The organism is Pedobacter anseongensis, assembly GCF_037482965.1.
In the GTDB taxonomy this organism is placed as follows: domain Bacteria; phylum Bacteroidota; class Bacteroidia; order Sphingobacteriales; family Sphingobacteriaceae; genus Pedobacter; species Pedobacter anseongensis.
Genome location: NZ_JBBHKB010000003.1, coordinates 400,767 through 426,627, shown reverse-complemented (window position 1 = coordinate 426,627; position 25,861 = coordinate 400,767). Strand labels below are relative to the sequence as shown.

Genomic DNA, 25,861 nt, shown 5'->3' with positions numbered 1-25,861 from the left:
CGTTAAAAACAAATTATATACTGATGAAAACAGAAAAGCAAACAATAACAGAAGCCGCTAGAGAATTACCCGTAAGGGCCGACGTAGATGTATTAGTAGTGGGTGGTGGACCTGCTGGCTTAATTGCGGCACAAGCGGCGGTAGAAGACGGTTTAAAAGTGATGTTGATTGATAGCCGCAGTTTTGTAGGTGGCAATATGACCATAGGTTTACCTATTTTAGGCTTTCTGGGGCAAAAAGGAAATCAGATTATCAAAGGCATTCCACAGAAATTTATTGATAGGTTAAAAGCTAAAAATGCAGCAAGCGAACATCGCCCTTGTCCGTTACACATGAGCCTCACTTTGGTTGAGCCAGAGGCAGTAAAGAATGTTGGACTGGAAATGTTAATTGAAAGTGGTGTAGAAGTGATGCTCTATGTGTTTTTTGCTGGCGTAATTAAAGAAGGAAATGCAGTTAAAGGCGTAATTATAGAAAGTAAATCTGGTAGAGAGGTAATTTTAGCCAAAACAGTAATAGATTGTACCGGTGATGCAGATGTAGCCTATCGTGCGGGTGTCACCTGCGAGCAAGGCAATGATATTGGCGGAGTACAACCACCAACGTTAATGTTTGCCTTGGGTGGTGTGGATACTGAAAAGTTACGCTTGAGCATATCGGAAGAGCCACGTACCTATTTAACAGACTTTATCCCTAACGAATATTTTGGGCAAAATAATCAATTTATAGTAGTGGGTCTACGTTCGTTGATACAAAAGGCTACCGAAGATGGCTTAAAACTACCCACTGAACGAACCATTGTAATTACTGGACTAAGGGAAGGAGAAGTTTGGGTGAATATGACCAGGGTAAACGGATTGGATGGTACCGACCCTGCTAGTTTAACTTGGGGCGAAGCCGAAGGAAGAAGGCAAATCCATGATATTCAAAAGTATTTAATAGATTATGTGCCAGGCTTTGAAAACGCATACTTTACCAAGATGGCTCCTTTCATTGGCATTCGCGAAACCCGTAGAATTGTTGGCAAATATGTGATGACCGCTGCCGATATTTTAGGTTGTAAGCGATTTGATGATGCGATTGCCGTTGCGAGTTACCCGTTAGACCTTCATCATCCACAGGGGGGTGGCTGTACCTTAGAATGGTGTGGCGATTGTTACGACATTCCTTATCGCTCACTAATTCCAGAAAATATAGAAAACTTAATCGTTGCCGGAAGATGCATTTCTACAACTCATGAAGCCATGTCGGCCATTCGTGTAATGGCACCTTGCATGGCAATGGGTGAAGCAGCTGGTAGGGCCGCAAAACTAGCAATTCGCGCTGGGGTAACGCCTTCACAATTGGATGTATCTACTCTTAGAGAAGAATTAATTGGTAAAGGTGCTTTTTTAAATCCAGAATCATTAGTAGAATCTTAAGCGCACAACATGTCGTTATCGAGAAGAAATTTTATCAAAGGAACCGGATTAGCGATAACCGCTTCATACCTTCCGAATGCTGGATTTGCTAGTCCCAATCTTAGTGATGTAAACTTGCATAAAGTACTTGGATGTAATATTAGGGTAGCATTACCAGAAGATGATGCGATGGGACGAGGTTGGGCAGCAAGAAAAAAAGCGTGTATAAAACTCATAAAAGCTCAAAAAGCAGACTTAATAGGTTTTCAAGAGGTACTGAAAGTTCAGGCAGATGATCTTAAAAATGAAATGCAAGATTATGGCTGTTTTGGTTTTGAGGGCCCAGAGATGGATCTTAATCCAGAAACCTATAATGGCATCGCAAAAAACTTGGTGTTGTATGCTAAACAGAGGTACGAAATGGTCGCTGCCGGATGCTATTGGCTATCGGAAACACCAGAAATTGGAGGCAGCAAATCATGGAATACGGCCAGAGCAAGGCATGTGAATTGGTTGAGATTAAAAGATAAAAAAACGGGCAAGCAGTTCAGAATTATGGCCGTTCATTTAGACCATAAAGATCAAGAAGCCAGAAATAGACAAGGGCAGCTAATTGTAAAAGAAAGCAATCAATATGCCGCCGATTTTCCACAATTATTAATAGGTGATTTTAATGTTGATGCGACAAACCCTGTATACAGCATTATAGTAGCTGGAAACTGGAAAGATACGTATCGTACAATCTATGGAGATGTAGAGCCAGGACCAACCTTCCATAATTTTTTAGGAAAGGACTATTCAAAATCTACTGAAAAGAAAACTGGGAAAATCGATTTTATCTTTAGCAAAGGAAATATCCGAACTACAAATGCTAAAATTATTGATGACATGGTTGATGGCATTTATCCAAGCGATCATTATTTTGTAAGTGCTGAGATTGCGTTTACTTGATGCTAACTTAAAGTGTAAAAAAAAACCATCTGCATTTTGCAGATGGTTTTTTTGTTTTGGAGCTGATAACGAGACCATTAATACCCAGGGTTTTGAACCAAATTGTTATTAATTAATATTTCTTTCGAGGGGATTGGAAACAAGTATTGTTTCGACTTATCAAAGGCTCTGTTTACCAGTAATTTTATTGTACCCTCTGCTTGCAAAGCGCTAAAGTCTGCAATTCCATCTTCATCAATTTGAGGAGTCTGTGAGAAGAAATATAAGCCTTTGTCTACAACCTTTGTTTTAAAAGCAGCCGGATCTAGTACACCAAAGATTGGCCTAGTTAACGCTTTTTCTGCTAAATGCCACCTTAATAAATCATCAAATCTTCTGTTTTCCCAAACAAATTCAACGCGTCTTTCATTTCTCAATATTTTTCTCAACTGTGTTTGGTTGGTCGTGGTAACGGCCGGGTAGGAGGTGGTTGAATTAACCGGAACACCATACGCTCTTGCTCTAACAGCATTAATGGCGGTTAAAGTGGAAGCATCAATTTCGTTTAATTCGATTTTTGCTTCGGCATATATTAACAATACATCAGCATAACGCATAATTCTGATATCAAAATCTGTCTGCTTATCGTCTGACCAATCTGCATCGACTCCTTTTTTTAGTGCCAAACCATTATATGCGGCAAAAGTATCTACTGCTCGGTTGTCTTTATTTGCAACCTGTTTACCTGTAGCCACATTTAATACGGTTAGTGCAGTTGGGTTCGGGTCGTATATGATTCCTAAATGTTCTTTACCAAATTCGGCAATAGTTGCTTTTAACCTTGGGTCGCGGTTATCGAACGGCTGGCGTGGATTAAACAAAGGCGATTCATCGATCGGTAGTCCGTCTGTACAGGTGTACGAACAGAAAACTTCCCAAGAAGGCTGAGCTACTGCACTACCGCCTGCTGTTCTGGTGTAGAAGTTTGTGGCCGTCCATGAAACACCTAAAGTAAATGAACGTGGAATAGCAAAAATGGTTTCTGCTGAGTTTCTTGTTTTAGACAAGAAATAATCGCCATAGCTTGGGTGAAGTGAATAGGTATTGAGGTCCATGCAAGCTTTTGCCGCATCTCTAGCAAGCGAAAAGTCGCCCATATATAAAGCAGTTCTAGCCTTAAAAGCTAAAGCGGCTCCTTTGGTAGCGCGTTTCAATTCAGAAGAAGAGTAAGTTACCGGCAAGCTGGCGATTGCTTTGTCATAGTCTTCGTAAACACTTGCTAAAATGGTCGCTTTGCTGGTACGACCAAGCTTAAATGCATCTTCAATGCTAATGGTTTCTTTGTAGAAAGGCACATCTCCCCAATAGAAGATTAGGCGTGAATAATAAGCAGCACGCATAAAGTAAGCTTCACCTGCCAACTGCTTAATTCTTGCAGGTGCTACTTTGCCTACAGCGTTATCTAAACTACTTAAAATGGTGTTAGCCCTGGTAATTCCTTTGTAGGTATTTAACCACAAATCTTGTCCCCTAGACCAAGTACTGGTAATGGAACCTGCTGGAAATGCATCGATAGCCTGGCGTTGAGTCCAGTTATCGCTCATTCGCTCAGCGTTAAAGTCACTTTCAAATTCCCATAAATAGGTTCTATATAGATCGTTTAAAGATAAGGCGATTTCTGTTTCATCCGAATACCAATTTTCGGAAGAACCTTCAGACAGTGGATTGAGGTCTAATTTAGCGCATCCTGCGAATAAATTAAGGCACAATAATAATGCTAGTATTTTTTTCATCCTGTTTATAATTTGTCTTTAATGATGATGGTTTCAAATGTTAAAATTTAACTGATAATCCGAAATTGAAAGTTTTGCTGATATAGGTATTGTAGGCCACTTCTGGATCCCATCCTTTTGGATAATTATCAACAGAGAACAGATCTGTAGCGGAAGCAAAAAGCCTAACGCGATCAATTTTTAGCTTTGATGTTAATGCGGAAGGGAATGTGTAACCCAATACAACGTTTTTAAGACGGAAGTAAGCACCATTGATCATCCAGTAATCTGACATCACATAGTTGTTATTTTCTCCAGAAGTATACGACAATCTTGGATATTGCGCACTTAAGTTTTGCTCTGGTGTATTATAAACACTCCAGTATTTTCCATCTATAATTGCTGGTGGATTGGTCCAAGAAGAGTTAAATGGTTTAACCACTTGCTCTGCTAACCTTGCATTTTGTTTGCCAACTCCTTGAAAAGCTAAAGACAGATCAAAGCCGCTGTAATCTAAATTGATAATGCCACCAAAAACGTAACGAGGTAGGGAACCTCCCAATTGTACACGGTCGTAATCTGGGCTAATAATCCCATCGGGCACTCCATTCGGCCCGCTAATATCTACGTACCTAATGTCCCCTGGCTTTACATTTTTGTACAATTTTGCAGAACTCGTAATTTCTTCTGCGTTTTGGTAAATGCCGTTCGATCGGTATCCATACCATTCATTAAACTCACTTCCTTCTCTGGTAATTTGAGTCCCTGTAAATACAGTACCGCCTAAATTTCCCATTTTGGATTTGGAGTCTGAGATATTTACCGTTGCGGAATACCCAAATTTTCCGATTTTATCTTTCCAAGACAATTGTGCATCCCATCCCTTGGTAGTCATTAACCCTGTGTTTTGATTAGGGTTTTCAAATCCCATATAATCAGGAATTTCTAATTCTAACAGCATGTCTTTAGTTTTCTTTTGGAAATAGTCGGCCGTAAGCGATAAACGGTTAGTAAAGAAAGTAGCATCGAAGCCAAGGTTTGTAGTTTCTGTTGTTTCCCAAGAGATGTCTTGGATAGCATAAGCAAACTGAGCTGCTGTGGTAGCTGAAACGACAGTATTTCCTTGATAGAATAACGCATTTGAATAACCGATAGATGATTGATACGGATAGTTACCTATTCTTTCGTTACCCAACTGACCCCATGATGCCCTAAATTTAAGGTAAGATAAGATTTTGCTCTTGGGCATAAAATCTTCTTCTGTTACTACCCATCCAACAGATCCTGAGCTAAATGTTCCCCAACGGAAATCGGGATGAAAGCGAGAAGAACCATCATACCTAATGTTTGCTTGCAGTAAATAACGTTTTTTATAATCGTAATTTATTCTTCCAAAATAAGAACGGTAAGCAGTTTCTACAGCATTTCCATTATTGGAAGTGTAATTTAATGGGCCTAGATCTAGGTAGGGGAAGTTAGTTAAGGTATAGTTGTCTGCACGTGCACCTAATGATTCTGAAAAGGAAGTATAATCTTCGTACCCAGCTAATGTACTAATCGTGTGGCTGCCAATCTTTTTATCATAATTAGCCAAAAACTGTTTGGTAAACGTCTTCCCATCGTCTCGAGATTCGGATAAGAAGGTTGTTGCATACCCTGCAATATATCCTAAGCGTAGCGTAGGATCTAAATCAGAATAATAGGGAATTTGCTTGGTAAACTGCTTTCCTTTGCTATTGGTAAAATAAGGTGAAACTACTGCGGTAAAGCTAAGATCATTAATCGGCTTATATTGAAGTGAAATTCTTCCGTTTACTCTGCTTACTGTACTATTATTAAAACCACCATATTCTAAAGCTGCATAAGCATTGCTGCCATTTTGTCCACTTGCAATCCTACCGTCGGCCCAGGTAGCTGCAAAGGCAGCCGGGTAACGTTGTGCATCCCAAATGGGATTTACAGATGGACTTTTTCTCACTACATAGTTAAAGGAGAAATCGACATTTGCCGTAAACTTATTAGAAATATCAATACTATTGTTAACCCTAGCCATGGTTCTTTCGTAATTTCTATGTGCATACAGAGCATCTACATTTTCGTAGTTTAAAGAAGCAAAGGTTTTTACTTTTCCCGAACTTCCAGAAAAGGAAATGTTCTGACTAAAACGAGGTGCACGGTCTTTTACAATTAAATCGATCCAGTTGGTGTTTGGATAACGGTTTGGATTCGTTTGGTTTAAGGTTAACCAATTTTCTATATCGTTTTTCGGGTATAAACTGTACTCGCCACCTACCACATTTCCGGCATCGTTCCACGAAAACTCATTGATCATTTGCATGTATCTTTGTACACCTACTGTTTCAGGGAAGGCTGTTGGTGCATCGAAGCCGAAATTAGTGGTAAAATCTATGTTTACTTGATTAGATTTAGCCCTTTTTGTGGTAATAATCACTACACCAGCTGCAGCTCTTGCTCCATAAATGGAAGCAGATGCAGCATCTTTTAAAACGGAGATGTCTTCAATATCATCAGGATTTATATCGTCCATGCTATTTACCGGTACACCATCTACAATTACCAATGGGCTACTATCACCAATTGTTGTGATACCCCTTACTCTAATAGAAGCAGAGGCGCCCGGCTCGCTGTTCGATCTAGTTACGGTTACGCCCGGCATGGTTCCTTGCAAGGCCTGAGAAACTTGAGTAGTCGCTCTTTTCGCCAAAGTTTCTCCGCTAACAGTTGCTACAGAGCCTGTAAGATCTTTTTTCTTGGTAACGCCATAACCAATGGCTACCACCTCGTTTAAACTGAAAGCTTCGCTATCTAAAGAAATATCAATCGTATTACGATTGCCTACCTTTACTTCCTGCATTTTCATTCCTAACGAAGAAAACACTAAGACAGCGTTGCCGTCAACTTTTGGCAACATATACACTCCTTTTCCATCGGTAACTACCGCATTGGTGGTTCCTTTTATAGTTACAGTAACCCCTGGAATTGCAGCTCCGAGATTGTCGGTAACTTTTCCAGTCACCTGTATCTGTTGTGCTAAAGCCATCAGAGACGACATTAACAACATCAGCATTACGAAATAGATTTTTTTAGTCATATGGTTTATAATTTGGTTTTGTAATCATTTATAATGTTTAATTTCATTTCTTTTTGCGATTTAAAAATTTATGTAAATAAATACAATAAAATTAAATAAAACAAAATAAAAGAAAATAGTAAAGTTATATTAACATTTATTTAACGTTAGTACTTACTTAATTATAAAGGGGTTTGGTAAATTCACTATCGCTATCTCGTTCTTCAATGAGCGTTCCGTCTTTTTGAGGTGCGAAAGTGCGTACACTTAAGGTTTGTTTGGTTTTGTTGAAACGCATTAAACGCATTAAGCCATTTCCTCCATTTCTCTTAGTGCCGTTATAAGGTGCATTTTCTCGGGATTGATAATCAGCTAAATAGGTTTTGATTACTCCGCCATCAAATTCATCTTTTCTAAAGCCTTCACCAGAGATATGGCCGCTTAGCATTAAGAATACGTTTTTATGCAATTTCATATTTGCATAAATTATTTTGCCTTGAACGGTAAATTGCCCCTCTATATTATTATTCCCCTGTCCTGGAATGGTTGGGCTATTGCTTTCGCTAGGTACATTTAAGATGCTGTGGCTTACTACTATTATTTTGCGATTGGCGTAGGTAGTTAAAACACCATTAACCCAATTCATTGTGGTGGCTTCTAGTGCAGGATTATATTCCGCAGCGCCTGGTGAGTTAAATTCTACGTAAAGCACAAGGTAGTCTACTCCGTTTGCGGTAAAGAGGTCGTAATGATTGTCTGCATTGTTGGATGAGCCCTCTGCTCCGCCAAACCATGGAAATGCAGACATGTGTGTTCTACCGAAATAAAGATTGTAGCCCAATTCGGTACTTGGAAAAGTTGGATCACCATTTGGAGATTGGTCATGGTTGCCCACTGCGATACCATATGGGATGTGATCGGTTTCCAGTTTATACATCTCGGTTTTACCTCTAATCCATTGTGCCTGATCGCTACCTGTGTCGACCAGGTCGCCAAGATGAATCACGTAAGCTATTTTTTCTTTCGTTTTGTTGTCTCTGATCCATTGAATTTGTTGTTCGAACATAGACATTGTGCCGTTGTGTTTAAGAGAGGTATAATATTGGGTATCGGGGATGATTGCTATTGAAAAAGTTTCATCATTCTCATCGGCTGCCGGTTTTTCTTTCGGAATAACTTGTTCTCCCGTATGTTTGCACCCATCTATGGCAATTATTACCAATGCAATCGTTACAACCCTAGCAATTCTACCACTTAAAAACTTGAGGCGCATGCCGAGTTCTTCAATCCGGTTCTTTTCTTTCATACTTAGCAAATCTTGGTTAGTTGCTTTTTAATTAGTATTAACTTATTTACTCTAAATTAAAGTAAATATAATATTATTAAAGCAAATCAAAGCTAAATAAAAAGTTTATTAAACATAATTTTATTTTAAAATTTTTGTTTTAACAAATAGAGGTCATATCCTAAACACTTTAGAATTGACCTAAAAACAAAAAGAAAGAAATTTGAAATTTAAACAACGATTACTTTCAGCCCACGGTCTTCCAGTTGTTTTATTGTTTTCTCAGCTACCTTATCATCTGTAACTACATACTGAACCTGCTCAAAACCGCAGATCTTGCCTAAGCCTCTACGATTAAATTTGGTGCTATCGGCTAAAATAACAACTGTTTGGGCCGTATCAATCATTTTTTGATTGAGTGTAGCCTCGGCAATATTGGTAATCGAAAAACCGAAGTCGAGGTCGATACCATCTACCCCTAGGAAAATAATTTCGCAGGATAATTCTTGGAGAATTCTTTCTGCATAAGATCCCGCAACAGAAGAAGAATTAGATCTGATAAGTCCGCCTAGCTGTAAAACTTCTACATTAGGGCGATTACTTAATTCTAAACCTACTTTTAATGCTGGCGTTATTACGGTTAAGGGTTTAGCGGGATATAGATAATGTGCCAGTTCAAAAACGGTTGTTCCAGAACCAATGCTTATTGAGTCGCTGTCCCCGATTAAGGTTAACGCCGCTTTAGCTATTTTCTTTTTCTGATCAGAATTGATGAACTCCTTTTCATTGATGTTGCGCTCAGAGGCGTAAGGATTATGAATAGAACCGCCACCTTTAGTGCGAAACAAAAGATTTTTATCTTCTAAAAGCTTTAAATCTTTTCGAATGGTTACTCCGGTTACTTTCATTAACGCTGTAAGCTCGGTAATAGTTACTTTGCCATTTTCTTTAAGTCGTTGGAGTATGAGTTCGTGTCTATCGGTAATGTTTTTCATTAGATATAGTTTGTTTTAACGCTGGTTTAATGCGTTAATTTGGTTCATTAGCACAAATTTAATTAAAAGAATTTAATTAAAGCATAATTAAGTTTTAAACGATAAAATGCTTTACAAGACTAAAATTTTCTTTCATTATATTTTTATTTTGTTTTTTTAAGTTAAATTAACTTAATTTGTTGAGCAACTATCAAACATATTGAATTACTATTAACTAAATGAGGATATTAGTTACCGCACCCTATCACGAAAACGGTCAAGCCGAGCTCAAAGCATTGCTTGGCGAAGTTATTTACAGACCATGGAAAGCAAATGAACGAGCTTTCAATGAAGATGAGCTTATTGATTTAATTGCATCTACCAAAGCCGATGCCTTAATTACAGAACATGATCATGTGACTTCCAAAGTTATCAATGCTAATCCACATCTCGCTTTTATAGGTGTTTGCAGAGGTACTCCTTCTAACGTGTGTTTAAAAACCGCCAAAGAAAAAAACATTCCTGTTTTTCATACCCCTGCACGAAATGCCCAAGCCGTAGCTGAGTTATTTATCGCTACTGTGATTGATCTATTACGCAAAACAATAGCGAGTAACCAATGGCTAAAGGAAAAGAAATGGGACGATGGCGCACACACCTCTTATTTGCAGTTTAAAGGAAATGAGCTGGCCAACAGAACAATAGGCCTGATTGGTTTCGGCGCAGTGGCACAAAGAATTGCACACATGGTAGAGAATTTTCCTTGTGCCATTCAATTTTACGACCCCTTTATTGAGCTGGACACTAAAAAGTATAAAAAAATAAGTTTAGTCGAGTTATTTAAAACCTCCGATATTGTTTCCATCCATTTACCCGTTAATGATAGCACCATTGGGATGATTAACCACGAGCTGATTTCTAACATGAAAACGGATGCGATATTAGTAAACACAGCAAGGGCATCGGTAGTAAAGCGGGATGATCTTTTATATGCCATTGAGAACAATTTGATAAGGGGCGCAGTACTAGACGTATTTGATCATGAGCCACCAGATGAAAAAGATTATAGGTTAATCAATCACCCTAATGTATTAGCTACTCCCCATATTGCGGGGGCTACGCATGAGGTTGAAGATCACCATGTGGCAATTATGAATAAAAAAATTATCAATTGGTTTGCAACTGAAAAACAATTATCATGAACAACCAACGAGGATACTTAATTATTGATGTAGGTACTGGCAACGTGCGTGTTGCCGTAGTAGCCAGAGAGGGTCGTATTTTAGGCATTGCTCGTGCCGATCTTAAGAACATAAAGGATCCCAACTATACAGAGAGTTTATATTTTGAACCTAATGAATTATGGAAACAAATTCAAGAACTAGCGAGATTAAGTTTAGCTCAGGCGCCTGATATACATATTGAAGGAATTACTGCTACAAGCCAAAGAGAAGGCATTGTACTGATTGGTAAAGATGGAGAGTCGCTTATCGGACTACCCAATATCGACCACCGAGGACGAGCATGGGAAGACATGTTATTGGCAAAAGACGAAGTTTATCAACTAACCGGTCGCTTCCCAACGTCGTTATTTTCGGCGTTTAAACTTATCGGTATCGAAAAGAAAAGACCGGAAATTTGGGAGAAGCTGGCTTCTTTTATGAGCATTAGTGATTGGGTCGAATATAAAATGAGTGGTGTAATCCATTACGAACACTCACAAGCATCTGAAACATTGTTATACGATGTAGCAAAAAAAGAGTGGTCTCCCAAGCTGTGTGATTTGTTTAATCTGGATTTTAAACTGCTTGCAAACTTAACCCCTTCGGGAACAATTCTGGGAACTGTACTCGCTAGTGAGGCCGAAGCAATTCAAATTTCACCAAATGCGAAGGTAATAGTAGGGGGTGCCGACACGCAATTGGCGGTAATTAGTACTAAGCCCTCTCTTAATGATGTAGTTATTGTATCGGGCACAACCACTCCGATCATTAAATTAACAGAAACGTATGTCACTGATCAACTACAACGTACTTGGACCAATAGACATACAGACGAAAATAGTTTTATTTTAGAAACCAATGCTGGTGTAACTGGGTTAAATTATCAACGTTTAAAGGAAATTTTTTATCCTACGGAAGATTATGATGTGATTGAAAAGGAACTTGCCGAACTGCAGGACTTTCAATGTGTAGCCTCATTAGGTTCGCTAGTGGCTAAGGAAAAATCGCCATTAACTAGGGGTGGGTTTATCTTTAATGTGCCCATTTCTCATCAGTTAACCCGGGCCAGTTTTGTTTGGGCAACCTTATGGGATATTGCCTGTTGCATTAATGAAAACTACAAAACCTTATGTGAGGTAACTGCACACGAACCCGATTATATATGGGCATGTGGCGGTGGTGTACAGAGCCCCGTGTTACGTCAATTTTTAGCTAATCTATTAGGTAAAAAAATTATTATTAATGCCGATTATCGGCAAGCTTCTGTAATTGGCGGTGTGTACATTTGCAATGAGGCCTTAGGCTTTGCGCCCTTAAATTCCTCAATTTTGGACGAGACAATTCCACAAAGCATTGTGCAATTTGAAGAACGTTACACGCAATGGAAAGAGACAAGAAACTCATTTAGAAAGACCTTCTGTTAATGGCAGCACATTTTATAGGAATTGATATTGGAACACAGGGAGCAAGAGTAGTAATCTTAAACCAAGTTGGGGAAATTACGGCATGCAGCGAAAGAAGCTTTGGTTTAGACGAACTATCTAGAGAGGAGCAATCGCCAGAGATGTGGTGGGATGCCTGTAAAGCGTGTCTGTTAGATTTAACAGAAACAGCAACCAGTGCAAATATTATTGCAATTGCGGTTACCTCTACCTCTGGAACGGTTATTCCCTTAGATGAATTTAATCAGCCTCTGCACAATGCAATCATGTATAGCGACAAGCGGGCGGCACCACAGGGAGAAAAATGTACTTCCCTAGCTATTAAATATAAGGTTGAAGGGTTTACTGGATTTAACTCCTCCAGTGGCTTGGCTAAAATGGTGTGGTTCCAGGAAACCTATCCTGAAAAGGCAAGTAGGCTTAGTAAATGGATCCATGCGGCAGATTACATTACTGGTAAGCTGAGTGGAGAATGGGGAATTACGGATTACACTAATGCATTTAAATCGGGCTACGATGTAAATAAATTAGAATGGCCTTCTTATCTCACAACAGATTTATTGATCGATAAAAAATGGCTGCCCAAAGTATTGCCTTCTGGAAGTGTAATCGGTACGGTTGACCCTGCGTTAGCAGATGTTCTCCGACTTCCAAAGCATATTAAGGTGATTACTGGCATTACTGATGGTTGCGCTTCTCAAATTGCTTCGGGTGCAATTAAACCTGGCGATTGGAACACCACCATTGGCACAACCATGGTAATTAAGGGGGTAACGATCAAACAGGTTATTGATGAGGAGGGAAGAATTTATAGCCACAGACATCCTGCAGGATATTGGATGCCAGGTGGGGCAAGCAATACCGGTGCAGATTGGGTAACCAACGAATTTGGTCAAGAACTTGCACATTTAAGTAATGCAGCTGCAAAATTAATTCCTTCCTGCCATTTAGCTTATCCATTAAGACAAAAGGGAGAAAGGTTTCCAATGTTAGCTCCTAATGCAATCGGTTTTGAACCCGCAGGATTAACAATTGAAGAAAAATTTACAGCCAATATGGAAGGCGTTGCGTATATAGAAAGATATGCTTTCGAACTGATCAAAGCATTTACCGGAGAAGAAATTAAAGCAGTTTATACTGCAGGCGGGGGAAGTAATAACGACGTATGGTTAAAAATCAGAAGTAACGTGTTAAATCTGCCCATAATAAAGATGAAAAACGTAAGTGGTGCCGTTGGAGCTGCCATTTTAGCCGCTTCGAATACTTATTTTAGTTCAGTAATTGAGGCAGTTGAAAAATTAACATGCATTGAAAAAGAAGTTCAGCCCGACAATAAACTAGTTGAAAAATACAATAAAAACTATCAACAATTTATTAATCTGCTGATCACAAAAGGATATATTAAAGAAACTATTGATGCTTAAAGTTTATTTGTTACGTCACGGAGAAACAACTTACAATGCCGATGGGAACAGGTATTGTGGAAGAACCGATATTGACCTTACCGAAAAAGGATTAGCCCAAGCAAATTTGGCGAATACCCTTTTAAAAGATGTTCAATTTGATGCAGTGTACTCCTCTCCGCTAAAGCGTGCTAAAATAACCGCAGCGATTGCATCGGGAGACAATGTGATTACGGATGATCGATTAATTGAAGCGGACTTTGGTGTATGGGAAGGCAAAACTCGCGAGCAGTTTATTATAGAGAATGAAGAACTATGGACAAATTGGTCGACAGACCCACAACTATCAAATGCAGGTGGTACGGGTGAAAGTGGCCAAGCAATTGTAGAACGGGTAGACGATTTTTTTAAAGAAATCTATAAAAAACACCCAAATGGGACAATCTTAGCGGTTGCGCACAATGGTGTGAATAGATTATATATGGCACATAAATTAGGGATGCCTTTGAAAAATTACCGTCAACTGGCTCAAGAAAATTCGTCCATAACCTTATTTGAACTCGATGATGACGGTGTTTTTACACTTAAAAAACTAAATGCTATTTTAATATGTTAAAAAAAATAAGCTCACTTATCGTAGTGTTCCTAAGCTTTTTTGTGTGCAAAGGGCAGAAGTTCATCAGTTACAATGTACTTCATGGATTTAACAATGATAAAGCGCTTGAACAACGTTATGTAGATTGGATTAGCAAGGAAAACCCCGATATAATTGCTTATCAAGAACTTAATGGCTATACACAAGACAGTTTGGAAAAACTTGGAAAGCGGTATGGACACCCCTATGCCATCTTAAATACGGGAGTAACGCATCCCCTGGGGATTACCTCTCGCTATCCGATTGTGATGGTGCAGCAGGTAACAACAAATATGTGGCACTCGTATCTTTATGGTAACATTAATGGAATTCACTTTTTTGTAACGCATCTTTCACCTTTTGAAGTAGATACAAGAAGGAATGATGTAGATCGCATTCTGGCGCATGTAAAGTTGATCCCTGCCAATGAAAAAATAGTGATAGCAGGCGATTTTAATGCCCTTTCTGCGGTTGATTCGGCTAATTATGGTCGAGATTTGCTTACGGCAATGCTTAAAACGGATGGTAAGCTGCAGCCTAAAAGCGGTACTGCCATTGTGAAGTTTAAAACCATTTATTACAATAACCTCGACCATGGCAGGCTCGATTATACGGTGACCAACCGGATGGTGAAAGCCGGATTTAAAGATTCCTATTATTTGGCTAATACTACATTTAAACACAGCGCACCCACAAAGGATCATGCGGCTGAGCATGGAAGAAAAATCCGGATCGATTACATTTGGGTAAATAAGGCAATGGCTTCGCATATTAAATCTGCCGACATACTGCAGACCGATGAAACGAATCAATTATCCGACCATTATCCGGTTTACATAACTTGGAAATAAACTTTAATTGAAAATAAATTTTATACAGATGAAAAAGATCTTATTTTATATACTGTTTCTAGCTGCAACAATTACCCAAGCTCAGTCTACCTACCAAAAGCCCGCACTGGAAAACAAAAAGTCGTTTACGGTAATTATGGTACCCGATATACAGAATTACGTAAAATGGGGAACGAACCAACCCATCCTCGATCTTATGTCGGCTTGGATCGAGAATAACCTTGATTCGCTGAATATTAAAATGGTTTTAGGTATGGGCGATTTGGTGAATAACAATGAGAAAATTATGAATGATTATGATGGAGACCAGACCAGCGATCAGCAGTGGAAGGCAGCTTCCCGCTTTTTTGATCGGTTTAATGGGAAAGTTCCTTATGTGGCAGCTACAGGTAATCATGATTACAGTATCGATAGAGAAGGAAACAGAACTTCTCGGTACAATGCATTTTTTCCTATAGAAAAAAATTACCTTAACCAGAAATACCTAGTTCAGCAAGCAAGAGATGAACAAGGCCAGCAGACTTTAGCGAATTCGGCGTACGAACTTAAAAATCTAAATGGTAAGGATTATCTTTTTTTAACGGTTGAGTATGCGCCAAGAGATACCGTAATAACCTGGGCAAAAAAGGTAGCTGCCATGGAAGAATATAAAAATCACCGTATCATTATGTCTACGCACAGTTACCTTAGTGCGAAAGATAATCTAGGTGATGCGGATGTAAGTTGGTTATACTGGGAGCCTTACCGTATTAACAACATGATCCAGAAATCGCCACGAATCAAACTACCATTTGCTAATAGTGGCAAACAGATCTGGGAGAAGCTGGTAAAGCCGTCTTCTACTATCGAAATGGTACTTAGCGGGCATTATTCTGGCGAAGGTTACCGTAAGGATAAGAATGATAAAGGTAAAACCGTTCATCAAATTATGTTCGATGCCCAATCTATGGGTGGCGGTGGCCGAACAGGAAATGGCGGCGACGGCTGGCTTCGTATCTTGGAGTTCTTCCCAGACAACAAAACAGTTAAGGTACGTACATTTTCTCCACTGTTTGGCATATCGCCTACATCGCAACCAAATGCTTGGAAGAAGGATGCTAGAAATGAATATACGATAAGGTTCGAGTGAGTTAAGTATTTGTATCGCAAAGCAAGACACAACAATGTTTACATTTAAAATTGCCGCTTTAAAAATTCTGTTATTAACATCGCCGTGGCTTTGGGTAATTGCGTTCCAACATTTTCCGATCCTACTTCACCAAAAAACTGCCCATGCGTACCAGGTAATACAATTAGATCTGCACCTTTTATCATTCTTGACATAGCTATTGTATGTTCTAGGGTTACAACATCCTTATCAGCTACCATAAATAGTGTAGGAGTTTTTATGTTTTTGATTGCATCTTCATTGATGTCTTTAAAATCAATCATACGCTGCTTGTCCTTATTGAACATGTTTAATAACCCTGTCTGGCTAGGGGTAACTTTTAAATAAGCATCTTTTAACGGCTGTGGCATGCTTTCGAATGTGGCGCTTTTCATAAAGGTGAAGAAACCATTTATAAAGCCATCTCTTTTATATGCACCAGACATGATCACCATTTTGTTTAATAACATTGGATGCCTGATGGCTATTTCCAGGGTGGTAGTACCACCGTTGCTAAAACCGACAATATTCGCCTTATCGATTTTTAAGTACTTAAGCAAAGCTGCTACATCATCAGCATCTTGCTCGAAAGATTCGGGAAGATTCCTGTCACTAGTGCGGCCATGTGCTTGCAGTTCAACGGCTACGATGGTATGATCACGGCCTAACAATGGTAACAAAACACCAAAAGAACTCGCTATGGTTGAGCCGCCACCGTGGATTAATACTAAAGGAATACCCTCCTTGCCGTGAATTTCATAATACATGCTAATTCCATTAATTGGAGCATTTCCTGAGTTTGTTGTTGTTTTCATCCAGTCTGTGGGTTTTTGTGCGTTAGCCTGAAAAATATTCAATAGCATAAAAATTGTAGACAATGCACGAAGGTTAAAAATCATGAGTTGGTTAACTAGGTAAATTAAAAAATTGTAGTTTTTAAGTTTAGTGACATTATTCCGCAAGTATATGCTTGCAAATATAAGAGCAAGTATTTACTTGCGCAAATGAATTTCTAAAAAACGCTATCTTACCTGCTCGAACCCCTCACTACAAGAGCAGATGGAATCATGAAATCTTCCTTAATCAAGCTAAAATTTTTATTTTCCAACGCTCTAAATAAAAGTGTAGCAGCGCTCTTACCCATTTCAAATGCAGGTTGTGTAATGGTAGTAAGTGATGGATTAAGAATAGCTGCCGTTTCTAAATTAGAGAAGCAAATAACCTTTATATCTATAGGTATTTTTAATTTTAACACCTTACAGGCCATATACACAGGTGTAGTTAATTTTTCAACAGAGGCTACAATACCATCAGGTCTATTTTTTTGTTGTAATAATTTTTTAATGAGCGTATAATTTTGAGCTGCATCATGAGTACATTGAATAATATGTTTAGGGTTAACTTGAAGGTTAAAATCACTTAAAGCCTGTACGTATCCTTCCAATCTTTTATTACTGATCGATAAGCTATTCGAAATGCTTAAAAAAGCAACATGATTACACTTTTGTTGTATCAGATGAGCCGTGGCTTTATATCCACTTTCAAAATCATCAGTAGTAATCTTCGCTGTTTCTACATCCTCACAAGCACGATCAAAAAAAACTAAGGGTACGCCATTCGCCATTAAATCGTTAATGTGAGTGCATTGTGTGGTTTCGCTCGACACGGATAAAAGTACACCATCTACTCTTCCACCTTGAAATTCCTTTAAAATTGTTCTTTCATTTTCAAAACTTTCGTGCGTTAAGCAGATTAGTACATGATACCCTTTTTCTTTAGCTACCGATTCGATGCCATTAATAGCTAGGGAAAAAAAACTATCGGCTACTTCGGGAATCACTACACCAATATTTTTACTTTTCCTGCCTCTTAAACTACTGGCATAAGGATTGGGAACATAGTTAAGTCTTGCTGCGGTTTCCAGTACGCGCCGTTTGGTTTCTTCGCTTATTTCATAACTGTCGTTTAAAGCCTTTGAGACGGTAGAAGCCGAAAGATTCAGCTCATGCGCAAGTTCTTTAATGTTTATATTTTTCATTTGGTTAACTAAATATCAGCTATGAATTGGTTCTACAACATACAAAAAAACTCGCATATCGAAAAACTATACCTAAACACAAAAACACGGATTTGTGTGAATCCTGCTTTCTTACCTTTTCGGCTTTGCAGTAGGTAAGCGAAAACGGTTTCGTAAATAAATCTGATCAGTTATGAACAAGCAGGTTAAAAAAACTCCAATTTAGAGTAACCAAATATGTGTATGTGATGGATACTAACCAAAATAATCCGCTAGCCAATCTCGATGAATGGGAAGATGATGTATTACAACGTTATCCAGATCCTGATAGCATTGCCACTGCGAAAAAAACAGAAGAATACCGTACGTACGACGATTCTACAAAAGATCATGTTCGAGAATTTTATCGCATAAACCATACCTATCAAACCTATGCGTTTGTGCAAGAAAAACGAAATAACTATTTAAAATTCGATAAAAAGGAAATGCCCATTTGGGAGGCCTTTCAATTTTTAAATCAGTTGGTAGACGATTCAGATCCCGATACTGACTTAGACCAATTTCAGCATTTACTACAAACCTCTGAAGCGATCCGTCGCGATGGACATCCTGATTGGATGGTGTTGGTTGGGCTAATGCACGACATGGGTAAAGTACTCTGTTTATTCGACGAACCACAATGGGCGGTAGTTGGCGATACCTTTCCAGTAGGCTGTGCTTTTTCAGATAAAATTGTATACCCTGAATTTTTTAAAAACAACCCCGACTATACCAATCCAGTCTACCAAACCCAATGCGGAATTTATGACAAAGGTTGTGGTTTACGAAAGGTAACCATGTCTTGGGGGCATGATGAATATGTATATCATATGCTTAAAGATCGTATCCCGGAAGCGGGCTTATATATGCTTCGTTATCATTCTTTCTATTCATGGCATCGTGAGGGGCAATACGAGTATCTATTAGATGATCACGATCGAGAGATGCTAAAATGGGTGCAACTATTTAATCCATACGATTTGTATTCGAAAAATCCAGAGCCGCCAGATTGGAAAAAGTTAAAACCTTATTACGAAAATCTTGTCGCAAAATACTTGCCTGAAACGTTAAAATTTTAGATAAAATATTTTTTCAGTATTAACACATCCGTAGGGTTCCACTAACAGGGAATTAATATGCCTATGCTAATTTGCAACCAAACAAAAACAACTATATGAGCAAAATTTACTTTTATTATTCACAACGTTGGCTAAAATTATTTTCAGCTGCGTTTATTATCTGCTGTTGCATTTTCAATCCAGAAAATACATTCGCAAAAAACAACAGCGCTAAAGTAGTGAAGCAAAAAACGGTTACCGGAACTATATTGGATTCGGAAGACGGTAAACCACTACCCGGTGCAGGCATTTCCGTTAAAGCCGGTACCCAATCTGTAATTGCCGATGGAAACGGGGCTTTTACCATAAGTGTTCCCGATGACAATGCGGTTCTTGTTATTAAATACGTAGGTTATGTTACACAAGAAATTTTAGTAGGCAACAGAACCCGAATTGAGGTTCGCCTTAAAGCCATTGCCGCCAATCTTTCTCAAGTAGTGGTTGTAGGCTATGGAACCCAAAATAAAAAAGACGTAACGGGAGCTGTAAAATCATTGAAGAGCGAAGATTTTAATCAAGGTATCATTAATTCTCCACAACAATTATTACAGGGTAAAGTATCTGGAGTAAACGTAACTTCTGCCAGTGGCGAACCTGGTGCACCTATGGGAATTACAGTTAGAGGGCCAGGTGGAGTGCGATCGGGCAGTACGCCTCTTTTTGTAGTAGATGGTTTGCCATTAGACAACTCGAATACAGGTGGGGGCGATCCACTGAATTTTATTAATCCGCAGGACATCGAATCGATCGATGTGTTGAAAGATGCATCTGCAACCGCCATTTATGGATCTCGCGGTGCCAATGGTGTAATTATCATTACCACTAAGAAAGGTAAAGCAGGAGTTTCTACACTCGGAGCCTCTGCAACATTTAGTACTTCCTCAATGGCAAATGCTTTACCTGTTTTAACAGCAGCCGAATTTCGTGTAGAAGTGCCCAAAGCGGGAGGTGTTTTAGACGATAAAGGCGGTGATACCGATTGGCAGAAAGAAGCTACACGAGTGGCCAAAACTCAAAATTATAATATTAACATGAGTGGAGGGGCAGATAAATTAACCTATTTTGCCTCACTGGGCGCTCAAAAGCAAGAAGGTATAATTAAGAAAAATGATCTTAATCGATATTCTGGCCGATTTAATGTAACCCAGAAGTTCTTAGAAGATAAATTGGTGCTCGAGTTAAATTTAAACGCTTCAAATACCAAACAACAACGCCCGCCAATTACGAGTATCTTAACCGATGTACTCATCAATAATCCAACTTATCCTGCAAGAGATGCAAATGGCGCAACTGCGATTTATCAGAACATCAACAACCCTTTGCTATTTTTCGATTTGGATAAAGAAATTACCACCATTAATAGGATAATAGGCAATGTTTCTCCCTCTTTTAAACTAATTAAAGGATTGGTATATAAAGCAAATTTAGGTGTCGATAATTCTACTGCTACACGCGATGTATTGAACTTACCTAATGCAGTGCCTTTGCGAGAAGGAAGATTAGAAACGTTTTATAACTACAATAGAAACACACTGATCGAAAATTACCTTACCTACAATTGGAACAATACCCGCCATAATGTTTCTGTATTAGGCGGACATTCATACCAAAGAATTTATGTACAACAACGGAATAATAGCATAAACAAATTTTTAGTTGGGGGCATAGATCCAATTTACAATCCAGGTGTTGGACAAGATTTAACCTTGGCAAATAACAGACCAGGCGGATTTGCCTTTATTAACGAACTGCAATCCTTTTTTGGACGGGTAACTTACCAGCTTGATAACAAGTATTTATTAACAGCCAACTTTAGAGCAGACGGGTCTTCTAAATTTGGATCGAATAACAAATATGGATATTTCCCATCTTTCTCGCTTGGTTGGAAGATTTCTGAAGAGGATTTCATGAAGAATTCGATTTTTAGTACTTTAAAATTAAGAGCTGGATATGGTGAAACGGGTAATCAAGAAATTCCACCAAAAATTACACAAGCTTTATTTACTTCTCTTGCTTCGGCAAGTTATCCATTATACCCAACAGGTGCTTACCCAGCTGGAACAACGTATTCGAGACTTGCCAACCCGAATATTCAATGGGAAACTTCGAAACAAACGGATATCGGTTTAGATTTCGGACTATTTAAAGGTGCGTTAACAGGTACTGTAGATGTGTTTAACAAAATCTCGGAGAACATTCTGTTGCAAGTAATTCCGGCCGACCCTGTTCAGCCAGCCTCAGAGGTTTGGTCTAATGTTAAAGACATGACGATAACCAATAAAGGCTTAGAGGTGGAATTAAATTACAGCCATAAATCTGAAAATGGTATTTCTTATTCTATCGGTGGTAATATGGCTTACATGAAAAATAAGGTAGAAAATTCTCCTTATTCAGTTATTCCTGCTGGTTCAGTTTCTGGTGCAGGTATCACCTCATCAACCATCAATGGCTATGTAAATGGCGAACCTATTGGAACGTTCTTCTTAAAGGAATTTACAGGATTTGACGGTGCTGGTTTAAGTACTTATCGTGATTTGGATGGAGATGGTGTGGTTACGGATAAAGATCGGATTGCTGCTGGTTCTGCTCTACCAAATAAAATCTATAGTTTTTTTGGAAGCGTAGCTTTTAAAGGCTTCGATCTAAGCTTAAATTTTAATGGCGTCTCTGGAAATAAAATCTACGACTATACACAAAATGTTAGTTTTTCGAAGTTGAGACTTGCAAAAAATGCAAATACAACTCGAGAAGCAATTGCTAATGCATCAGAATCATTAAACAATGCCACGCCGGTAACTACAAGATACCTTAAAGACGGTGCTTATTTACGATTAAATAATGCTTCTTTGGGCTATAACCTCAATACCAAAAATTTAGGTATAAATACATGGGTTTCTGGTATTCGTTTATCGGTAACTGGGCAAAATCTTTTTGTAGTTACCGATTATACGGGATACGATCCTGAAGTAAACGCCGATAGAGCAATTAATGGGGTATCTTCTTATGGAATTGATTTTTTAAGTTATCCAAAGGCGAGGTCTATCATTTTTGGCCTAAATGTCTCATTTTAACAAGTAATAAAATAAAGAATATGAACCCTTCACGATATTGCGATCACATCCTTAAATCGATGCGGCTTCATCACCCTTAAAAACAAAACATATAACAATGAAAACAAAAATATTAATGCTGTTAGTAGGTTTTATTACCATTACGGCAATTTACAGCTGTTCGAAACTCGATGAAAAAGTGCTCGACGAATCGTCTGTTACCGGACTCACAGAGAAGCAACAGGCAGAAGGAATTATTGCACCAGTTTACGCAAAGCTGGAAGATGTTTTTTTGCACACCAATTATTTTGCCTTGCAAGAAATTTCTACCGACGAAGCAATCTTACCGTTTAGGGGTGGAACAGATTGGGGAGATAATGGCATTTACCTTCAACTACATAAACACGAAAATATCAGTTCAGATGCCAATGTGAGAAATACTTGGAATAATATCTTAATCGGGTTGTCGAGAAGTGTAACGGCTATAAATGCATTACAAACTAGTAATGATGCTAATGCTAAGAAATTTTTAGCCGAAGCAAGAGGAATGAGAGCCTATTATTCGCTACTTACACTCGATCTTTTTGGATTGATATTCGTTAAAGATGATATTAGTGAAACCTCGAAAATTTTAAGAGGTGAAGCAGCGATTAGCTATATTAAAACGGAGTTGCTTGACATCGAACCTTTGCTCGACAATACAACTGGTCCAGGCCGTGTAACCAAAGGTACAGTATGGGGCTTATTAGCACGTTTGTATTTAAATGCTGCAGTTTATAGGGATGTGTATGCCACTACCTTTACCTTTAAAAATGAGGATATGGACAAGGTAATCGAATATTCGAATAATATTATTAATTCTGGAGACTATAGCTTGGCTTCCGATTATTTTTCGCTTTTTAATGATAATAATCACACCAACAAAGAATTGATTTTTGCAGTAGATCAACGTGCCAATTTAAATGGACATAATCGTATGGCCTATTTTTCTATTGCTGGCGATCAGTTTCCTCTACCTGCTTATACCGGCGCTAATGGAACAGATGGCCCAGCTATTACCCCCGATTTTTATCGTACCTGGGTTAATGCCAATTTTCCTTTAGATCCTGCTGATGCAGATCCTCGTTTTTATAAAGAGAATTTGCCACCAGCCGATAACTGCATTGATGCAGCTAGTTTTAATATTAACCGTGGTATCTTAAGAGGTCAGCAATATGGCTTAATTAGAAAAAACGGCGTGTTTTTAAAGTGCCCAGATGGAAAAATGCAAGTAAGTAAACTCTTTTATGAAACCCGTAGTAAACCAACTTTAGCAGTAGATTTTACAGAGAATATCGACTTCACGGTTGCGGGTAGTAATTACAATACAGGTTATCGAGTAGAAAAATACGAGTTCAGCAAAACTTCGGTAAGTGGGCGGAATTTTGGAGAACACGATATTATTATCTTACGCCTTGCCGATATTTATTTAATGCGAGCCGAAGCTAAGCTTAGAAAGGGGGATGCAACTGCACTGGCTGATGTAAATACGGTTAGAGCAGCCAGAACCGCTACCAAACCTGCTGCTGCGCTTCCTGCTATCACACTCGATCTTTTATTCCGCGAAAGAGGGTTTGAGTTTTATTGGGAAATGGTTCGACGTACCGATATGATCCGTTTTGGTAAATACGAAGGTACATGGACTGAAAAAACTAGTACAGACAAACAAAAGAGAATTTTCCCTATACCGCAAACGGCGATAGACGGAGCTTCTAACTTGCCAGGGTATTTAGTACAGAATCCTGGGTATTAAAAAATGTGTGTGTATGAATGTGTACATTTAGTAACGAAACTAAATTAACCAATTAATGAACCAATTACAAACAGCCGACTATATCGTCTTCTTTATCTATTTTATTGCCATATCATTTTATGGCTATTACATCTACCATAAAAAGAAGACGAAAAATTTAAGTTCTAAAGACTTTTTCTTAGCTGAAGGATCGCTTACTTGGTGGGCAATTGGCGCGTCGTTAATTGCTTCTAACATTTCTGCCGAGCACTTTATTGGCATGTCTGGCTCTGGTTTTGCACTAGGGCTAGCCATTGCTACCTACGAATGGATGGCAGCTGCAACGCTGATCATTGTAGCGGTTTTTATTATTCCGGTTTATCTTAAAAATAAGATTTTTACCATGCCACAGTTCCTGGCTAAACGCTATAACGATCAAGTAAGTACCATTATGGCTGTTTTTTGGTTGTTGGTGTATGTATTCGTGAACCTTACTTCAATTATTTATCTCGGCGCATTGGCAATTTCCTCTATTTCTAACATTAGTTTTGAGTGGTGTATTGTTGGGCTAAGTATTTTCTCAATGATTGTTACCTTAGGCGGGATGAAAGTAATTGGGTATACCGACGTGATACAGGTTTTGGTATTGATTATTGGCGGGTTAGTTACTACCTATTTAGCCCTTTCTTTGCTTTCTAGTGAATATGGTTTTGGTGATGATATTTTTGCTGGTCTTTCTGTGCTACGTAAAGAAGCTCCTACCCATTTTCACATGATTTTTAACTCGTCTGATAAATATTACGATAAATTACCGGGCCTTTCTGTGCTAATTGGTGGCATGCTTATCAATAACTTGGCCTATTGGGGATGCAACCAATACATTGTGCAGCGCGCATTAGGAGCAGATTTAAATACGGCACGCAAAGGAATTTTATTCGCTGCATTTTTAAAGTTGCTTGTACCGGTTATTGCGGTGCTTCCTGGTATTGTGATGTTTGTGTTGCACAGCAAGGGCTTGTTCCAGGCAGAGATGGCCAGCGATGGTGTACTCAAGCCAGATCATGCTTACCCTACGTTAATGAACTTATTGCCTCCCGGACTTAAGGGCGTTGCTTTTGCGGCACTAACGGCGGCCATTGTTGCTTCTTTAGCAGGTAAAGCTAACAGTATATCGACTATTTTTTCGTTAGACATTTATAAGAAATTCTTAAACAAAGAGGCTTCAGACCGTAAAATGGTAAATGTGGGTAGGTGGGCAGTAGCCATTTCGATGACCATTGCGGCTATTGTAACACCAGCATTAAAATCATTAGATCAAGCCTACCAATTTATTCAAGAATATGTTGGTTTTATCTCTCCTGGGGTACTTGCAATTTTCTTGCTAGGTTTTTACTGGAAACGTACCACTTCTGCCGCCGCCATGGCAGGTGCATTAATTACCATTCCGCTTTCTACCGTGCTCAAATTTTTACCAGCGTGGACCAACGGTGCTTTCCCTGATTTGCCGTTTTTTAACCGGATGGAAATTGATTTTGTGGTTATTGTACTCTTAATGATAGGTATTAGCTTGGCTAAACCACAAACCTTGGCCAGCGAAAAAGCGATTGAAGTAGATACCTCGATGTTTAAAGTGAGCACCAGTTTTGCAATAGGCTCGCTTTTAATTTCGGGAATCCTGGTGGCATTGTATACTGTTTTTTGGTAAGATCAATTT

At 38.8% G+C, this 25,861-nt stretch carries 18 protein-coding genes; 12 read left to right on the top strand and 6 right to left on the bottom strand.

Going from position 1 to position 25,861, the window contains the following annotated elements; genetic code table 11:
• The first annotated feature begins 23 nt into the window (after positions 1-23).
• Positions 24-1,421, top strand: coding sequence for an FAD-dependent oxidoreductase (locus tag WG904_RS12590; protein ID WP_339579676.1), 1,398 nt, complete (start codon positions 24-26; stop codon positions 1,419-1,421).
• A gap of 9 nt (positions 1,422-1,430) precedes the next feature.
• Complete coding sequence (locus tag WG904_RS12585) at positions 1,431-2,351, top strand: endonuclease/exonuclease/phosphatase family protein (RefSeq protein ID WP_339579675.1); 921 nt, start codon at positions 1,431-1,433, stop codon at positions 2,349-2,351.
• A 77-nt stretch (positions 2,352-2,428) separates the two neighbouring features.
• Here the strand turns inward: WG904_RS12585 and WG904_RS12580 are convergent, their stop codons facing one another.
• The 4 genes from WG904_RS12580 to WG904_RS12565 all read right to left on the bottom strand — a co-directional run bounded on the left by WG904_RS12580 (position 2,429) and on the right by WG904_RS12565 (position 9,473).
• Positions 2,429-4,123: a RagB/SusD family nutrient uptake outer membrane protein gene (locus WG904_RS12580; protein WP_339579674.1), complete on the bottom strand. Its 1,695-nt coding sequence runs from the start codon at positions 4,121-4,123 to the stop codon at positions 2,429-2,431.
• Between the two features lie 40 nt (positions 4,124-4,163).
• Positions 4,164-7,214, bottom strand: coding sequence for a SusC/RagA family TonB-linked outer membrane protein (locus WG904_RS12575; protein ID WP_339579673.1), 3,051 nt, complete (start codon positions 7,212-7,214; stop codon positions 4,164-4,166).
• A gap of 157 nt (positions 7,215-7,371) precedes the next feature.
• A complete protein-coding gene (locus tag WG904_RS12570; RefSeq protein ID WP_339579672.1) occupies positions 7,372-8,499 on the bottom strand; it encodes a metallophosphoesterase in 1,128 nt (375 codons plus the stop codon).
• Positions 8,500-8,708: 209 nt separating this feature from the next.
• Positions 8,709-9,473 (bottom strand): DeoR/GlpR family DNA-binding transcription regulator, encoded by a 765-nt coding sequence (locus WG904_RS12565; RefSeq protein ID WP_339579671.1) that lies wholly within the window; start codon positions 9,471-9,473, stop codon positions 8,709-8,711.
• A gap of 218 nt (positions 9,474-9,691) precedes the next feature.
• Here WG904_RS12565 and WG904_RS12560 point away from each other — a divergent pair, with 218 nt between their 5' ends.
• The 6 genes from WG904_RS12560 to WG904_RS12535 are packed head-to-tail and all read left to right on the top strand — an operon-like array spanning position 9,692 to position 16,134.
• The gene (locus WG904_RS12560) at positions 9,692-10,654 is read left to right on the top strand and encodes an NAD(P)-dependent oxidoreductase (protein ID WP_339579670.1); all 963 of its coding nucleotides are present in this window, start codon (positions 9,692-9,694) and stop codon (positions 10,652-10,654) included.
• Positions 10,651-12,099, top strand: coding sequence for an FGGY-family carbohydrate kinase (locus WG904_RS12555; protein WP_339579669.1), 1,449 nt, complete (start codon positions 10,651-10,653; stop codon positions 12,097-12,099). Before WG904_RS12560 ends, WG904_RS12555 begins: the two co-directional genes overlap by 4 nt.
• Positions 12,099-13,541 (top strand): FGGY-family carbohydrate kinase, encoded by a 1,443-nt coding sequence (locus WG904_RS12550; protein WP_339579668.1) that lies wholly within the window; start codon positions 12,099-12,101, stop codon positions 13,539-13,541. The genes WG904_RS12555 and WG904_RS12550 overlap by 1 nt, the downstream gene beginning before the upstream one ends.
• Complete coding sequence (locus tag WG904_RS12545; protein ID WP_339579667.1) at positions 13,534-14,136, top strand: histidine phosphatase family protein; 603 nt, start codon at positions 13,534-13,536, stop codon at positions 14,134-14,136. Before WG904_RS12550 ends, WG904_RS12545 begins: the two co-directional genes overlap by 8 nt.
• Positions 14,130-15,005, top strand: a complete 876-nt coding sequence (locus tag WG904_RS12540) for an endonuclease/exonuclease/phosphatase family protein (RefSeq protein ID WP_339579666.1) — start codon at positions 14,130-14,132, stop codon at positions 15,003-15,005. The genes WG904_RS12545 and WG904_RS12540 overlap by 7 nt, the downstream gene beginning before the upstream one ends.
• A gap of 28 nt (positions 15,006-15,033) precedes the next feature.
• Positions 15,034-16,134 carry a metallophosphoesterase gene (locus WG904_RS12535; protein WP_339579665.1) on the top strand — a complete coding sequence of 367 codons (1,101 nt, stop codon included), beginning with the start codon at positions 15,034-15,036 and terminating at the stop codon, positions 16,132-16,134.
• 44 nt (positions 16,135-16,178) lie between these two features.
• On the opposite strand, the gene WG904_RS12530 is transcribed toward WG904_RS12535, so the two are convergent.
• Positions 16,179-16,967, bottom strand: coding sequence for an alpha/beta fold hydrolase (locus WG904_RS12530; protein ID WP_339579664.1), 789 nt, complete (start codon positions 16,965-16,967; stop codon positions 16,179-16,181).
• Positions 16,968-17,179: 212 nt separating this feature from the next.
• A complete protein-coding gene (locus WG904_RS12525) occupies positions 17,180-18,190 on the bottom strand; it encodes a LacI family DNA-binding transcriptional regulator (RefSeq protein ID WP_339579663.1) in 1,011 nt (336 codons plus the stop codon).
• Positions 18,191-18,417: 227 nt separating this feature from the next.
• Between WG904_RS12525 and WG904_RS12520 the strand changes: the two genes are divergently transcribed.
• The 4 genes from WG904_RS12520 (at position 18,418) to WG904_RS12505 (ending at position 25,852) form a co-directional block, all read left to right on the top strand.
• Entirely contained in the window at positions 18,418-19,287 is an 870-nt protein-coding gene (locus WG904_RS12520; RefSeq protein WP_339579662.1) for an inositol oxygenase family protein, read from the top strand.
• 95 nt (positions 19,288-19,382) lie between these two features.
• Complete coding sequence (locus WG904_RS12515; RefSeq protein WP_339579661.1) at positions 19,383-22,397, top strand: SusC/RagA family TonB-linked outer membrane protein; 3,015 nt, start codon at positions 19,383-19,385, stop codon at positions 22,395-22,397.
• Between the two features lie 97 nt (positions 22,398-22,494).
• The gene (locus WG904_RS12510) at positions 22,495-24,168 is read left to right on the top strand and encodes a RagB/SusD family nutrient uptake outer membrane protein (protein WP_339579660.1); all 1,674 of its coding nucleotides are present in this window, start codon (positions 22,495-22,497) and stop codon (positions 24,166-24,168) included.
• Positions 24,169-24,223: 55 nt separating this feature from the next.
• Positions 24,224-25,852, top strand: a complete 1,629-nt coding sequence (locus WG904_RS12505; protein WP_339579659.1) for a sodium/sugar symporter — start codon at positions 24,224-24,226, stop codon at positions 25,850-25,852.
• Positions 25,853-25,861 lie beyond the last annotated feature (9 nt).